Raw genomic sequence first — 15005 nt, 5'->3', positions numbered from 1 at the left:
GGAGGCGCGGTGCCAGCTGGCACCGCGCCTCCTGTCTGTCTGCGGGTCGGGTCAAGCGATCCGCTTGAACGCCTTGTCGACGTAGCGGTCGACGGTTGCCCGCGCTTCGCGCGCGTAGCGGTCGATCGACGCGGTGCGCTCCGGGTCCGGTGCGTACTCGCGGCCGAGCCGAGCGGTGGCCGCGGCGAGGACGCCGTCGGTCAGCTGCGGGTTGAGCGGCAGGATCGGCCCCTGCGTGTGCGTGCCGAAGGAGTTGCCGACGATCGCGCCCTCGACCGGGGCGCCCGCCTGGTTGCCGCCGCCGGAGACGACGTCGGCGAACGGACGGACACCGGCACCGAGCTCGATGCGCGTCGCGTGGTCCTCGAAGCCGGCGAGGCGCGACGGGGCTCCGGGGAGCAGCGGGTACGCGGTCTCGAGCACGAAGTAGTTCACCCGACGCTCGGCGCCGCGGACGGCACGCGCGTCGAAGACCCCGAAGCCGGTCACGGGAGCACCGTCCGTCGGCACGACCTCGGTCGTGGCGAGGTCGAACCCGCCGCCGACGGCCACCACGGGCACCCCGGCAGCGGCGAAGTCGCGGAGCGGAGCACCGATGCGTGCGATGTCGTCACCGAGCGACCGCATCGCGCTGAGCGGTCCGTTGCCGATCACGACGACGTCCGCCGCGGCGGGGAGCTCGTCACCCGGCGCGTACTCGAGCACCTCGGTGGCGATGTCCGCGGCTGCGGCACGACGGACCAGGGCCGCCACGTTGCCACGGTCGCCCGAGACGCCCATCTGGCGGGGGTAGACGTGCAGGATGGTCAGCCGGTCGGCCGTCATGCGGTCTTCTCCATGTCCGGGTGGCCGAGGGCCTTGCGGGCGATCATCATGATCTCGTAGTTGACGATGAAGTTCTTCGTCCCGGAGGTCGTCGAACCGAGCTGCTCCATCTGCTTGATCGCGGCCTCGACGTCGGGCTCGACCCGGCCGATGCGGACACCGGCGTGCTCGAGGGCGATCGCGATCTGCCAGGCCTTGTCGCCGGAGACGACGTCGACGTGGTCGAGCTTCGAGAAGTCGATGTCGTAGATCCAGGAGATGTCCGGCGTGCCCTCGTCGATCGCCATGAGCACCTGTTCGGGGTGGTCCGGCAGGGCGTCGAGGTTGAGCTGGAGGCTCGCGGCGTTCTTGAACATCGTGAACTCGGCGGACTCGCCCGCGATGGGGAGTCGCTCACCGCGTCCGTACGCCGGCTTCATCGTGCCGAAGGCCGTCGTCACGGCGTCGGCGCGGAACTGCGCACCGAGTGCGGCACTCGCCGTCGCGGTGGCCGCTGCCGCGTCGACGGCGTAGTGCAGCCCGCGAGCCGGCAGGCGGACGGGGATCTCGGCACCGTCGAAGCGGATGGTCGCTCCGTCGCCGGTGTTCACCACGACCTCGGCGTCGGCCACGTTCGGCACGGCGTCCTGCCGGTCGAAGTCGTCGGCGTTCTGCAGGCCGTTCGGCGCGGCGGCGACGACCTCGGCGCTGGCACCGAAGCGCAGCACGCGCTGGCCGTCCGTGCCGACGTACGCGTCGAGGAACTGGTCGTCACGGTTGGTGATGACGTTCGCGGTCGACAGGGCCGCGGTGTCGAGCATCATCGTCGCGACGCGTTCGGTCTCGAAGAACCGGTAGAGCTGGTCGACCTGGACGTTGAGCATCGTCACGGTGGACGGCGACAGGATCCCGGCGAGCTCGACCGCGAAGGCCTCGTCCACCTCGAGGATGCCGATGTCCGCCTTGAGCTTGCCGGTCAGCGACACCTCGGACAGCAGCGCCGAGGCGATGCCCTGCGGCAGGTTCGCCCCGGACGGGTTCGTGAAGACCCGCAGCCCGTGCGCCCGCACGATGTCGGAGATCATGTGGGTCGTCGTCGACTTGCCGTTCGAACCGAGCACGAAGACGACGCCGTTCGGGAACTGCGCGGTGACGTGCTGGAGGAAGTTCGGCACCAGCTTGAGCACGATGTACCCGGGGTAGGCGGATCCCCCGCCCCGCGCACGTGCGAGGGCGCGGAGGATCCGCCCGACGAGGATCGGGATGACGAAGCGCATCGGCCTACTCGAGGTAGTCGCGCAGCGACTGCGACCGCGACGGGTGGCGGAGCTTCGCCATCGTCTTGGACTCGATCTGACGGATGCGCTCACGCGTCACGCCGAACGTGTCACCGATCTGGTCGAGGGTCTTCGGCTGGCCGTCCCCGAGCCCGAAGCGCATGCGGATGACGCCCGCCTCACGCTCGGAGAGGGAGTCGAGCAGGCTCTCGAGCTGCTTCTGCAGCATCGTGAACCCGACGGCGTCGGCCGGGACGACCGCCTCGGTGTCCTCGATCAGGTCGCCGAACTCCGAGTCGCCGTCCTCACCCAGCGGGGTGTGGAGCGAGATGGGCTCGCGGCCGTACTTCTGCACCTCGACGACCTTCTCCGGGGTCATGTCGAGCTCGCGGGCGAGCTCTTCCGGAGTGGGTTCGCGACCGAGGTCCTGCAGCATCTGGCGCTGGACGCGGGCCAGCTTGTTGATGACCTCGACCATGTGGACCGGGATGCGGATCGTGCGGGCCTGGTCGGCCATGGCACGGGTGATCGCCTGACGGATCCACCAGGTGGCGTAGGTCGAGAACTTGAAGCCCTTGGTGTAGTCGAACTTCTCGACCGCACGGATCAGGCCCAGGTTGCCTTCCTGGATGAGGTCGAGGAACTGCATGCCGCGGCCGGTGTAGCGCTTGGCGAGCGACACGACCAGGCGGAGGTTCGCGCCGAGCAGGTGCGACTTCGCGCGCTGACCGTCACGGGCGACCCAGCGCAGCTCGCGCTCTTCCGGCTTCGAGAGCCCGGTCGAGTGCTGCAGCTTGTCCTCGGCGAACAGGCCGGCCTCGATGCGCATCGCGAGCTCGACCTCCTGCTCGGCGTTGAGGAGGGCGACCTTGCCGATCTGCTTGAGGTAGTCCTTCACCGGGTCGGCGGTGGCACCGGTGATCGTCGTGGAGTAGACCGGCGCCTCGTCGTCGTCGGACTGCGAGATGACGAGCGCACCCGCGGCGACCGCTGCTGCGGCGTCCGGCTTGGTGTCCTTCTCGTCGGTCTCGGAGTCGGCGTCGTCGGTCGCGTCGGCCTCGGCGACCGGGGTCTCCTCGTCGATGTCCTCGTCGTCGTCGGCCTTCTTCTTCGCCTTCGGGGCGGCCTTCTTCGGGGCGGCCTTCTTGGCGGTGGTCTTGGTGGCGCGCTTCTTCGGCGCGGCCGTCCCCTCGGCTTCCGCAGCGCTCTCTGCTGCGGTGCCCTCGGGCTCGGTGTCCTTCGTGGGATCGATCGTCGTGCTCCGGGCAGCCATGCGATCACCTCTCTCGTCGTGCCACGTTCGTGGGGTCGTGGCCTCCCTCGCCGCCCAGGGCCTGCGCCGCGGTCTCCCGCGTCATCAGGTCCTACCGTTCCGGGCAGCACTAGGACCCATGTCAAGTCCCCCGGTTTCTGCGGCGCACTGGAGTGCTCCGAGACACAGGAGGCCCGAACGGGTCCGCGTTCATTATTGCACGCTCCGCTTCCGCAGGCGCGCAACGAGTGCAACCCAGAGCGGCCCCACCCGTATTCCGTCCTGGGCGTGCAGCACCCGGCGCGTGCGACGACGGGCGTGCAGCAGCATCACGACGCCGATCCCGACCACGACGTACTGCACGGTGAGGGCCAGCCGGAAGTTCGTCCACGCGAACACGGTCTGCCCCGACGCCGACGACGCGAGGTCGAGGATCGTGCCGATCAGGAACATCATCACGAACGCGGCGAGGAACCCGCCGACGTTGACCACGCCGTTCGCCGACCCGAGGGAGCCGACGGGGTTGAAGGACCGCGCGAAGTCGAACCCGATGAGCGACCCCGGCCCGCCGATCCCCATCACGACGACGAGCACGATCAGCAGCCACGTGGGCGGCTGCCCGGGCCACACGAGCACGGCGGTCCACACCACCGCGAGGGCGACGACGATCCCGAGCACGAGGTTCGACCGCCGCAGCGGGAACCGGGCGCAGAGCACGCCGAGCACCGGCCCGACGACGAACCCGGTGACGACGATCACGGTGAGGAAGCCGGCCGCCTCGGACGGGGAGTACCCCAGCCCGCGCAGCATCGGGACGCCCCAGAGCAGTGAGAAGACCGTTCCGGAGGACTGCGTGACGTAGTGGGACCAGAAGCCGAGCTGGGTACCGGGACGCCGCAGCGCGTGCCCGAAGGTGTGGAACGCGCCCCGCCAGGTGTGCGGCAGCGGGATCGTGTCGGTGCGCACCGGCACGGGGCCGTTCCGGACGAAGACGAACGCCAGCACGAGCCCGACGGCGCTCGCGGCCGCGGCGACGCCGAACGCCGGCGACCACCCCGCGGTGTGCAGCAGCACGGCGAAGGGGAACGCCGACAGGATCTGCCCGACCTGGCCGAGGTTGCCGGTCCACTGCGAGATCTGCGGCAGGATCGGCCCGCTGAACCACATCGGCACGAGGCGGATCACGGAGATGAAGGTCATCGCGTCCCCGGCGCCGACGAGGACACGCCCCGCGATCGCCGGCCCGATGGTGGGCGACGCCGCCACCACGGCCTGGCCGGCGACGAGCAGCGCGGCCCCCAGCAGCACGAGTCGGCGCGGCCCGACGCGGTCGAGGGCGATCCCCACCGGGATCTGGAGTCCGGCGTAGACGGCGATCTGCACCACCGCGAGCGTCGACAGCACCGCCGCCGACACCGCGAAGCGGTCCTGCGCGTCGACGCCGGAGACCCCGAGCGAGGACCGCTGCACGACCGCGAGGACGTACGCCAGCACCGCGACGCCCCACACGAGGAAGGCGCGGCGGGAGTTCACGTGACCAGGCTAGCGGGGGCGGCACCGCCGCCAGGACGGGCTGTGGAGAACGTGACGAGCGCGGCGGACGGGTGTCGCGCCTCCCGTCCGACGGTCCAGGAGGCGCGACCCGCCTCCGCCACGTCGGTGCGGCTGGTCGGTACGGCTAGTCGCCGCTCGCGTCGCCGTCGGTGCGGCGGTCCGCCAGGAAGCGTTCCAGCTCCGCGGCGATCGCGTCTGCGGTGGGGACCTGCCCGTCGACGCCGGTGAGCGGCGAGGCGATCGGGTTGCCCTCCATGTAGGTGTCGTGCCGTTCCTCGAGCACCCCGACCAGACGCTGCAGCTCCTCGTTGCCGGCGACCTGCTCGTCGACGCGGGTGCGGAACTCGCGTCCTTCTTCGCGCAGCTCGTCGGAGGGGAAGATGAGGCCGGTGGCGGCGGAGATGCCGGAGAGCGCCGCGACGGCGGCGTCCGGGAACTCGGTGTCGGACAGGTAGTGCGGGACGAGCAGGACGAGTCCGGTGACCTGTTCGCCGAGCTCGGACAGCCGGTGCTCGACGAGGTGCAGGACGTTCGCGGGCGCCTGGGTCTCGGGCTTCCAGACGCTCATCTGCTCGACGAGGTCGGCGCGCGTGCCGGAGACGGTGAGGCTGATCGGGCGCGTGTGCGGGACGGGCATCGGGATCGACTGGACCCAGGTGGTGTCGGCGACCCGGAGCTGGGCGGCGAGGTCGGTGACCGCGCGGACGAACCGGTTCCACTGGAAGTCCGGCTCGTACCCGGAGAGGAAGAGGAACGGCTGGCCGATCTCGTCGCGCACGAGGTGCAGACGGAGCCGCGGGGGCTCGACGGCGGCGATGTGGTCGTGCTCGAAGGTGATCACCGGGCGGCGTGCACGCCAGTCGAGCAGGACGTCCGGGTCGAACTCGGCGACGAGCTCCGTCTCGAGGTCGTCCAGGACGGCGGTCGTCACCTGCGCCACGGCCGAGCCGGCGTCGGCGAACCCGGTGAGTCCGGCGACCAGGTGCAGCCCCTCGGGGACGGACGGCGCGTCCTCGGCGAAGGTGTAGAGCTCCTCGGGGTGGTTCACCGTCCCCATGCTAGGCGGGGAGCCGGTGTCCCCCGGTGCCGGGCGGCCACGCCGACAGCGAACACCTGCTGGATAGGGTTGGGGCATGGTCCGACCGACGCTCTCCACTGACTCCTCCGCTCCCGCCTCGATCTCCGCCGACGTCCTCGTGCTCGGCGTCCGGCCCGGGTCCGACGGCGCTCCCGCGACCATCGCGACGCCCGCCACGACGCCGTTCTCCGCGCTGGACGGCATCGACCTCGCCGCCATCGGTGCGACCGGTGCGAAGGACCAGCTCGTGCGCATCCCCGCCGTCGGTGTCGACGCGCAGGGCATCGCGCTCATCGGGCTCGGCTCCGGCACCGGCACCGACGCAGCGGCACTCCGCTCGGCCGCTGGCAGCGCCGTCCGCCAGCTCCCCCTCGCGTCGTCGATCGTCCTCGCGCTGCCGACCGACACGACCGAGCTCGTCGACGCCGCGCTCGAGGGCGCCGCGCTCGGCGCCTACTCGTTCACCCGGCACAAGGGCGCCGGCACGACCGGTCCCGCCCGCGGGGACCAGCAGGTGACCGTGCTGGCACCCTCCGCCGCGGCCGACGCCACCGTCCGCCCGGCGATCGTCGGCGACGCCGCCACGCTCGTGCGCGACCTCGTCAACACCGCTGCCGGTGACCTCGGCCCGGCGGACGTCGCCGACGTCGCCCGTGCGCAGGCCGAGGGGCTCCCCCTCACCGTCGAGGTCCTCGACGAGACCGCGCTCGAGGAGCAGGGCTTCGGCGGCATCCTCGGTGTCGGTCGCGGCTCGGAGCGCCCGCCGCGGCTCGTCGTCGTCCGGTACGCGCCGGAGTCCGCGACGAAGCACCTCGCACTCGTCGGCAAGGGCATCACGTTCGACTCGGGTGGTCTCTCGCTCAAGCCGGCCGCCTCCATGCTCGGCATGAAGACCGACATGACGGGTGCCGCCACCGTCCTCGCCGCGACCGTCGCCGCCGCGCGTCTCGGACTCGACGTCCGCGTCACGGCGTGGCTGTGCCTGGCGGAGAACATGCCCTCCGGCTCGGCGACGCGCCCCGGCGACGTCCTCACGCTGAAGAACGGCAAGACCGTCGAGGTCACGAACACCGACGCCGAGGGCCGACTCGTGCTGGGTGACGGCATGGCCGCCGCGTCGCTCGAGCAGCCCGACGCCATCGTCGACGTCGCGACGCTGACCGGGGCGCAGGTCGTCGCGCTCGGCGACCGCACCACCGGCCTCATGGGCAGCGACGACCTCGTCGCGCAGGTCCGCGCGGTCGCCGGGGCCGTGGCGGAGCCGATCTGGCCGATGCCGCTCCCCGAGGAGCTCGACGCCCGACTCGCGAGCGAGGTCGCCGACATGGTCAACGCCACCGTCGGCAACCCGGCGGGCGGCATGCTCCTCGCGGGCAAGTTCCTCGAGCGCTTCGTCGGCGAGGGCATCCCGTGGGCGCACCTCGACATCGCGGGTCCGTCGGAGAACAAGGGCGGCGGCTACGGGTGGCTCGGCAAGGGCGCGACCGGCGCCATGGTCCGGACGCTCATCTCGCTCGCAGAAGAGCTCCAGGCCAAGTAGTAGGTTTGACTCCGGCGGGACGGCGCGCTCGACGCGCCCCCGCCGGAAACCAACGGGACGGGACCGGAACCATGCGGTCCGACCGTCGGACGCCGCCGCCGCGGTGTCCAGTGGGGCCCGATCGGTCCCGACACGCACGAGGGAGTTGCACCAGGTGACGGAACAGACTTACGACGTCGTGGTCCTCGGTGGCGGCAGTGGTGGCTACGCCGCTGCGCTCCGGGCCGCCGAGCTCGGCATGAGCGTCGCGCTCATCGAGGGAGACAAGCTCGGGGGGACGTGTCTGCACCGCGGCTGCATCCCGACGAAGGCGCTGCTGCACGCGGCCGAGGTCGCCGACGCGACGCGCGACGCCGAGAAGTACGGCGTCATCGCCGAGTTCGCCGGTGTCGAGGTCCCGAAGGTCATCGAGTACCAGCAGGGCGTCATCTCGTCGAAGTACAAGGGCCTCCAGGGGCTCATCAAGGCACGCGGGATCACCGTCGTCGAGGGCTGGGGCCGCCTCACCTCGCAGAACACCGTGCAGGTCGGCGACCAGACCGTGACCGGTAAGAGCATCGTGCTCGCGACCGGCTCCTACTCGAAGTCGCTCCCCGGCCTCGAGATCGGTGGTCGCGTGATCACCTCCGAGACCGCCCTGCGCATGGACTACGTGCCGAACAAGGTCGTCATCCTCGGTGGTGGCGTCATCGGCGTCGAGTTCGCCAGCGTCTGGAAGTCCTTCGGTGCCGAGGTGACGATCGTCGAGGCGCTCCCCCACCTCGTCCCGGCCGAGGACGAGTCGATGTCGAAGCAGCTCGAGCGCGCGTTCCGCAAGCGCGGCATCGAGTTCTCGCTCGGTGTCCGGTTCCAGGGCGTCGAGCAGCACGAGAACGGCGTGGTCGTCACGCTCGAGGACGGCAAGACCTTCGACGGCGACATCCTGCTCGTCGCGGTCGGCCGTGGCCCCGTGACGCAGAACGTCGGCTACGACGAGGTCGGCGTCGCGATGGACCGCGGGTTCGTCACCACGAACGAGCGCCTCGCCACGAACATCCCGAACGTGTACGCCGTCGGCGACATCGTTCCGGGCCTGCAGCTCGCGCACCGCGGCTTCCAGCAGGGCATCTTCGTCGCCGAGGAGATCGCCGGGCTCAACCCGGTCATCATCGAGGACAAGAACATCCCGAAGATCACGTACTCCGACCCCGAGGTCGCATCGGTCGGTCTCTCGCAGGCCAAGGCCGAGGAGCAGTACGGCGCCGACAAGGTGGACTCGTACGAGTACAACCTCGCCGGCAACGGCAAGAGCCACATCATCGGCACGTCCGGTTCGGTCAAGGTCGTCCGTGTGGTCGACGGCCCCGTCGTCGGCGTCAGCATGATCGGCGCCCGGGTCGGCGAGCTCATCGGCGAGGCACAGCTCGCCGTGAACTGGGAGGCCTACCCCGAGGACGTCGCGCCGCTCGTCCACGCGCACCCGACGCAGAACGAGGCGCTCGGCGAGGCGTTCCTGCACCTCGCGGGCAAGCCGCTGCACGCACTGTGAACACCATGACCACCACCACGAACCACCCCTGCGAAGAGGAGTCCACCCGATGAGCGAATCCGTCAACCTCCCGGCGCTCGGCGAGAGCGTCACCGAGGGCACGGTGACCCGATGGCTGAAGAACGTCGGTGACCGGGTCGAGGTCGACGAGCCGCTGCTCGAGGTCTCGACCGACAAGGTCGACACCGAGATCCCGTCGCCGATCGCCGGCGTCGTGGAGGAGATCCTCGTGCAGGAGGACGAGACCGTCGAGGTCGGCACCGCGCTGGTGAAGATCGGCGACGGGTCGTCCGACGGTGGTTCCTCCGACGGCGGCTCCACCGAGTCGGACGAGTCCTCGAACGAGGCCGCCGCCGACGCCGAGGAGCCCGAGGCAGCCCCGAGCACCGAGCAGGAGTCCGAGACCCCTGCCCCGGAGCCGACCGAGCCCGAGCCGGCCCCCGCCGGTCAGACGCAGCCCGCTGCGCCGCAGGCCCCGGCAGCACCGCCCGCCGCCGCCCCGGTGCCGCAGGCCGCTCCGGTCCCGCCGCCCGCCGCTGCCCCGCCGGCAGCGGTCCCGGCTCCGGCTGCCGCTCCGGCTCCGGCTGCCGCCTCGGGTGGCTCGGCCGCCAGCGCCTCGGTGCCGAACCCGACGCAGGACGCCTCGGCCTCCGGCTACGTCACCCCGCTCGTGCGCAAGCTCGCGAACGAGCAGGGTGTCGACCTCTCGACCGTCACCGGCTCCGGTGTCGGCGGACGCATCCGCAAGGAAGACGTCCTCGCCGCTGCCGAAGCCGCTGCGAAGGCCCCGGCCGCCGGTGGTTCCGCCGCTGCGGCCCCGTCCGGCCCCTTCGTCGCCGAGGTGTCGCCGCTGCGTGGCACCCGCGAGAAGATGACCCGCCTCCGCAAGGTCGTCGCCGAGCGCGCCGTACAGTCGATGACCTCGACCGCGCAGCTCACCAGCGTCGTCGAGGTGGACGTGACGAAGGTCGCGCACTTCCGTGACGCGCACAAGGCCGAGTTCCTCGAGAAGACCGGTTCGAAGCTCTCCTTCATGCCGTTCTTCGCCCTCGCGGCGTCCGAGGCGCTCAAGGCGCACCCGAAGATCAACTCGACCGTCGAGGGCGAGGAGATCGTCTACCCGGAGACCGAGAACGTCTCCATCGCGGTGGACACCGAGCGTGGCCTGCTCACCCCGGTGATCAAGGACGCGGCGTCGCTGAACCTGGCGCAGTTCTCGCAGTCGATCGCGGACCTCGCCGAGCGCACCCGCAACAACCAGCTCAAGCCGGACGAGCTCGCGGGTGGCACGTTCACGCTGACGAACACCGGTTCGCGTGGCGCGCTGTTCGACACCCCCGTGGTGTTCCTGCCGCAGTCGGCGATCCTCGGCACGGGCATCGTGACGAAGCGTCCGGCGGTCGTGAAGGTCGACGGGCAAGAGGCCATCGCGATCCGTTCGTTCGTGTACCTCGCGCTGTCGTACGACCACCGGATCATCGACGGAGCCGACGCGTCGCGTTACCTCGTCGCGGTGAAGAACCGCCTCGAGGAGGGCAACTTCGGCCCGAACCTCGGGTACTGAGCCCAGCGCTCGTCGTACTCCGGACGGCCCCGATCCCACCGTGGATCGGGGCCGTTCCCCGTTGCTGGCGTGTTCAGCCGATCGTGAAGACCACCGCCGCGGTCAGCCCCGCCGCGACCACCATCCCCACCAGCGCTCGTCGGAGCGGCAGCCGTCTCCCACCGCCGATCGGGAGGCCGTGCTCGACGACCCCGCGCAGCGCCGACTCGAGGGAACCAGCCGGCCCCGGTGGCATCGACGTGCGCTCGGGCAGCCCGACGAGCAGGTCATCCGACGGCCGTTCCCAGCGGATCGGGCGCGGCGCCGCGGCCGCTCGGACCACCGCCAACGCCGCACGCACCGACGTCGTGTCGCCGTCGAGGGCCTCGGCGAGGGCGCCATCGACGGCCGGACGGTCCGGCGCGCGTGCGTCGGTCCGCTCCCACACCAGCCGGGCCGCGAGGACCAGGACCCTCGCGCCGCTCTGGTCGGACCGACGGACGCCGTCCGACCCGGGTGGCCGGTCGCACAGCACGACCGCACCGGCATCGTCCACCAGGACGTCGTCGAGCCCCGCGGAGCCGATCTGCACCGCGCCCGACCGTTCGGTCACCGCGAGCTCGAGCATCGGCACGGTGAGCGTCACGGCGACACCGGTGGTCGGTGTGCCGAGGGTGTCGAGTGCCGCGGACAGCACCGTCCCCGCGGGACGGAGGACGTCGACGGCGAGCCGTCCGTCCGCCAGTCGGCCGACGTCGACGACCGGGACGAGGTGCCGTGCCGAGGGGTCCGGGGCGACGGCGGCGCGGTCGGCGACCCAGGCGAGGAACGGCTGCTCGTCGTCCACCGCGTGCCACCGGACGTGATCGGGGAGCGTCTGCATCCGGACAGCCTGGCCGGGCCCGACCAGCCTCCGGCGGACGGGACGCCGTCCTGTGGAGAACGCTGTTCGCCCACAGCCAGAGCATCGGCGGTCCTCGGAAGTCGGGACAGGCCGTATCCTGGTCGCATGGCACGCAGCAGTTCTCAAGGTACGACGGCGAAGGAGCCGGGTCGTCTCAAGCAGATGTACCAGGTCTTCACGATGACCCGTCGGGCGGACCCGAGCTCCGTCTGGTGGTTCGCCCTGGCGTTCGTCGTCCCGGTGGTGCTGGGCGTCCTGCTCGCCCTGCTGCTGCCCGGGCAGAACTGGCTCGCGATCATCCTCTGGATCGTGGCCGGCGTGCTGCTGGGTGTGCTGCTCTTCCTGATCGTCCTCGGTCGGCTGGCCGAACGTGCCGCCTACTCGCAGATCGAGGGGCAGCCCGGTGCCGTGGGTGCCGTGCTGTCGAACTCGCTCCGCCGTCAGTGGCGCTCGAGCGAGATGCCGGTCGCGGTGCACGGTCGTTCGCAGGCCGCGGTCTACCGGGCCGTCGGCACCCCGGGTGTCGTGCTCATCACCGAGGGCCAGCGCGGCAACCTCAACCGCCAGGTCGACGAGGAGCGCCGCAAGGTCCAGCGCATCGTCCCGAACGTCCCGGTGCACGTCGTGCACGTGGCCAGCGGCAAGGACGGCGACGGTGACGACTCCGTGACGCTGCACAAGCTCCCCCGTGCGATGAACAAGTTCAAGAAGGCGCTCAACCGCAACGAGGTCCTGGCGGTCGCGAACCGGCTCGACTCCCTCACGCAGAGCCCGGCCGCGGCGATCCCGAAGGGGATGGACCCGATGCGGGCCCGCGCGGGACGTCCGCGCTGACGGACTCCCCCACAGACCACGAACGCCCCCGACCGTGCCAGGTCGGGGGCGTTCTGCGTCCGCAGGGCGCGTGGCAGGGCGGGCGCTGGCGCGGTGGGGGCAGCGGCCTCGCATGGTGCGGCTCTCGCCGGTCGGTGCGAGGTCGACCACGCGGTGCGGGCTCGTCGTGCGGCACCGAGTGGGCAACTCCATGCCCGGCGAAGCACCTCGCACCGTGCAGCGCGGGTCCGGTGCGCTGGCGGTCCGAACGTCGGCGATGGGTCGATCGCGCACCGTGCGAGGTTCGGCGCACCGTGGGACGGACGCCTGCTCGCACTCAGGACGGAACCTCGCACCGTGCTGCGCCGCGCTCTCGCGCCGCCCGCGCCACGCGCTCCGAGCCGCCGGGAGCGGCCTCGCGAAGCCGCGGCCCCGGCCGCAGCCCCCTCAGCGCCGCACCAACACCGTCCCCGCGATCCGGTCGTGCGCCCCACGGCTGTCGCGGTCGATGATCAGCGCCGGCACGACCAGGCACAGCAGCACCGTCCGCACCACCGGCCGCCAGACCCCGACGTACCCGCCGCGCATCGGCACCACCCGGAGCCCGACGCACACGTGCCCGAACGACCCCGACAGCAGGCAGATGAACAGGATCTGCAGCACGGCGAAGATCGCGATCTGGATCCACGAGTGCGCGATGTCCCCCGAGCCGTTCACGGGCGACCACACGCCGGTCACGTACGCCACGAGGTCGGCCAGCGCGCCGTCGATCAGCAGGGCCACGATCCGGCGGCCGATCCGCCCGACGCTGCGGGGCCCCTCTTCCGGCAGACCGAGGTCCTTGCCCGGCCAGCCGTCGGGATGCCCCGATCCCCCGGAGGACGACGCGGACGACGAACTGGTGCTGCGGGCCATGGTCCCAGCGTAGGCGAACGGGTCGACGTAACACGCACGAAACAATCCAGTCATGTCCGGGAAACTCGGTGTCAATAGCCTCGTCGGAGGGTGCCGAGATGGACCCTCCGACATCACCCAACCCATTGGAGATCGGCCCACATGTTCAGCGATTCCTCCGAGGTCCTGGCCTTCATCAAGGACACCGACGTCAAGTTCCTCGACATCCGGTTCACGGACCTGCCGGGTGTGCAGCAGCACTTCAACATCCCGGCCTCCACCGTCGACGAGGACTTCTTCTCGGTCGGCCAGCTCTTCGACGGCTCCTCGATCCGCGGCTTCGCGTCGATCCACGAGTCCGACATGCAGCTCATCCCCGACGTGACGACGGCGTACATCGACCAGTTCCGCGCCGAGCGCACGCTGATCATGATCTTCGACATCTACAACCCGCGGAACGGCGAGATCTACGGCCGTGACCCGCGTCAGGTCGCCAAGAAGGCGGAGAAGTACCTCGCGTCGACGGGCATCGCGGACACCGCGTTCTTCGCCCCCGAGGCCGAGTTCTACATCTTCGACGACGTCCGCTACTCGGTCACCCAGAACAAGTCGTTCTACTCGGTCGACTCCGAAGAGGGCGCCTGGAACACCGGTCGCGAGGAAGAGGGCGGCAACCTCGCCAACAAGACCCCCTACAAGGGCGGCTACTTCCCCGTGTCGCCGGTCGACAAGACGGCCGACCTCCGCGACGACATCACCCTCAAGCTGATCGAGGCGGGCTTCGAGCTCGAGCGCTCGCACCACGAGGTGGGCACCGGCGGCCAGCAGGAGATCAACTACAAGTTCGACACGATGGTCCACGCCGCGGACGACATCCTGAAGTTCAAGTACATCGTCAAGAACACCGCCGACCAGTGGGGCAAGGTCGCCACGTTCATGCCGAAGCCGCTCTTCGGTGACAACGGTTCGGGCATGCACACCCACCAGTCCCTCTGGAGCGACGGCAAGCCGCTGTTCTACGACGAGAACGGCTACGGCGGCCTGTCCGACCTCGCCCGCTGGTACATCGGTGGCATCCTCAAGCACGCCCCGGCGCTGCTCGCCTTCACGAACCCGTCGATCAACTCGTACCACCGTCTGGTGAAGGGCTTCGAGGCCCCGGTCAACCTGGTCTACTCGGCCGGCAACCGCTCCGCCGCGATCCGCATCCCGATCACGGGCACGAACCCCAAGGCCAAGCGCATCGAGTTCCGCGCGCCGGACGCCTCGGGCAACCCGTACCTCGCGTTCGCCGCGCAGCTGATGGCGGGCCTCGACGGCATCCAGAACCGCATCGAGCCGCACGAGCCGGTCGACAAGGACCTCTACGAGCTCCCGCCGGAAGAGGCGAAGGGCATCCCCCAGGTCCCCGGCTCCCTCGACGAGGCGCTCGAGGCGCTCGAGGCGGACCACGAGTTCCTCACGAAGGGCAACGTCTTCACCGAGGACCTCATCCAGACCTGGATCGACTACAAGCGCGAGAACGAGATCCTCCCGCTCGCGCAGCGCCCGCACCCGTTCGAGTACGAGCTCTACTTCGGCGTCTGACGCACACCGCACCACGAACGCCCCCGCACCGGTCTCCGGTGCGGGGGCGTTCCGCTGTCTCGCCTGCGGGCCCGGCCACCGGGTGGGAACGTGCCTGCCTGGAGGCGCGGCGCACGCCCGGCGGGCCGGCACCGCCCCTCCAGGCGGTCGCGTCCACTGCCGGAGCGACGGAACGTGCCAGACCGCACCGAAGGCGCAGGTCCACCGGGCACACGAGAACGGGGCCCGTGC

Annotated in this window: 12 protein-coding genes; 5 read left to right on the top strand and 7 right to left on the bottom strand. The window is 70.8% G+C overall.

The window, feature by feature from the left end; all coding sequences use genetic code 11:
* Positions 1 to 51: 51 nt before the first annotated feature.
* From BIV01_RS03695 to BIV01_RS03675, 5 genes are all read right to left on the bottom strand, one after another.
* The gene (locus BIV01_RS03695) at positions 52 to 825 is read right to left on the bottom strand and encodes a type 1 glutamine amidotransferase (protein WP_071295249.1); all 774 of its coding nucleotides are present in this window, start codon (positions 823 to 825) and stop codon (positions 52 to 54) included.
* Positions 822 to 2081, bottom strand: a complete 1260-nt coding sequence (locus tag BIV01_RS03690; RefSeq protein WP_070418797.1) for a MurT ligase domain-containing protein — start codon at positions 2079 to 2081, stop codon at positions 822 to 824. The genes BIV01_RS03695 and BIV01_RS03690 overlap by 4 nt, the downstream gene beginning before the upstream one ends.
* Positions 2082 to 2085: 4 nt before the next feature.
* Positions 2086 to 3354 (bottom strand): RNA polymerase sigma factor, encoded by a 1269-nt coding sequence (locus BIV01_RS03685; protein ID WP_071301959.1) that lies wholly within the window; start codon positions 3352 to 3354, stop codon positions 2086 to 2088.
* A 192-nt stretch (positions 3355 to 3546) separates the two neighbouring features.
* Positions 3547 to 4866 (bottom strand): MFS transporter, encoded by a 1320-nt coding sequence (locus BIV01_RS03680; RefSeq protein WP_071301958.1) that lies wholly within the window; start codon positions 4864 to 4866, stop codon positions 3547 to 3549.
* A 145-nt stretch (positions 4867 to 5011) separates the two neighbouring features.
* On the bottom strand, positions 5012 to 5944 hold the full coding sequence (locus tag BIV01_RS03675; RefSeq protein ID WP_070418794.1) for a proteasome assembly chaperone family protein: 933 nt from the start codon (positions 5942 to 5944) through the stop codon (positions 5012 to 5014).
* 76 nt (positions 5945 to 6020) lie between these two features.
* On the opposite strand from BIV01_RS03675, the gene BIV01_RS03670 reads away from it, so the two are divergent.
* From BIV01_RS03670 to sucB, 3 genes are all read left to right on the top strand, one after another.
* Positions 6021 to 7505 (top strand): leucyl aminopeptidase, encoded by a 1485-nt coding sequence (locus BIV01_RS03670; RefSeq protein ID WP_071301957.1) that lies wholly within the window; start codon positions 6021 to 6023, stop codon positions 7503 to 7505.
* Positions 7506 to 7659: 154 nt separating this feature from the next.
* Positions 7660 to 9033 (top strand): dihydrolipoyl dehydrogenase, encoded by a 1374-nt coding sequence (lpdA, locus tag BIV01_RS03665; protein ID WP_071301956.1) that lies wholly within the window; start codon positions 7660 to 7662, stop codon positions 9031 to 9033.
* A gap of 49 nt (positions 9034 to 9082) precedes the next feature.
* Positions 9083 to 10597, top strand: coding sequence for a 2-oxoglutarate dehydrogenase, E2 component, dihydrolipoamide succinyltransferase (gene sucB / locus BIV01_RS03660; RefSeq protein ID WP_071301955.1), 1515 nt, complete (start codon positions 9083 to 9085; stop codon positions 10595 to 10597).
* A 73-nt stretch (positions 10598 to 10670) separates the two neighbouring features.
* Here sucB and BIV01_RS03655 read toward each other — a convergent pair whose 3' ends face one another.
* On the bottom strand, positions 10671 to 11459 hold the full coding sequence (locus BIV01_RS03655) for a hypothetical protein (protein WP_071301954.1): 789 nt from the start codon (positions 11457 to 11459) through the stop codon (positions 10671 to 10673).
* A gap of 126 nt (positions 11460 to 11585) precedes the next feature.
* Between BIV01_RS03655 and BIV01_RS03650 the strand changes: the two genes are divergently transcribed.
* Positions 11586 to 12314 (top strand): DUF4191 family protein, encoded by a 729-nt coding sequence (locus BIV01_RS03650; protein WP_071295244.1) that lies wholly within the window; start codon positions 11586 to 11588, stop codon positions 12312 to 12314.
* A 426-nt stretch (positions 12315 to 12740) separates the two neighbouring features.
* Here BIV01_RS03650 and BIV01_RS03645 read toward each other — a convergent pair whose 3' ends face one another.
* Complete coding sequence (locus BIV01_RS03645; protein ID WP_070418788.1) at positions 12741 to 13208, bottom strand: RDD family protein; 468 nt, start codon at positions 13206 to 13208, stop codon at positions 12741 to 12743.
* 141 nt (positions 13209 to 13349) lie between these two features.
* Between BIV01_RS03645 and glnA the strand changes: the two genes are divergently transcribed.
* Positions 13350 to 14774, top strand: coding sequence for a type I glutamate--ammonia ligase (glnA, locus tag BIV01_RS03640; protein WP_070418787.1), 1425 nt, complete (start codon positions 13350 to 13352; stop codon positions 14772 to 14774).
* Positions 14775 to 15005 lie beyond the last annotated feature (231 nt).

Origin of the sequence: Curtobacterium sp. MCBA15_013, assembly GCF_001865095.1 — a bacterium.
In the GTDB taxonomy this organism is placed as follows: domain Bacteria; phylum Actinomycetota; class Actinomycetes; order Actinomycetales; family Microbacteriaceae; genus Curtobacterium.
Note: the sequence above shows the minus strand (reverse complement) of the source record. Positions and strands in the feature narration are given on the sequence as shown.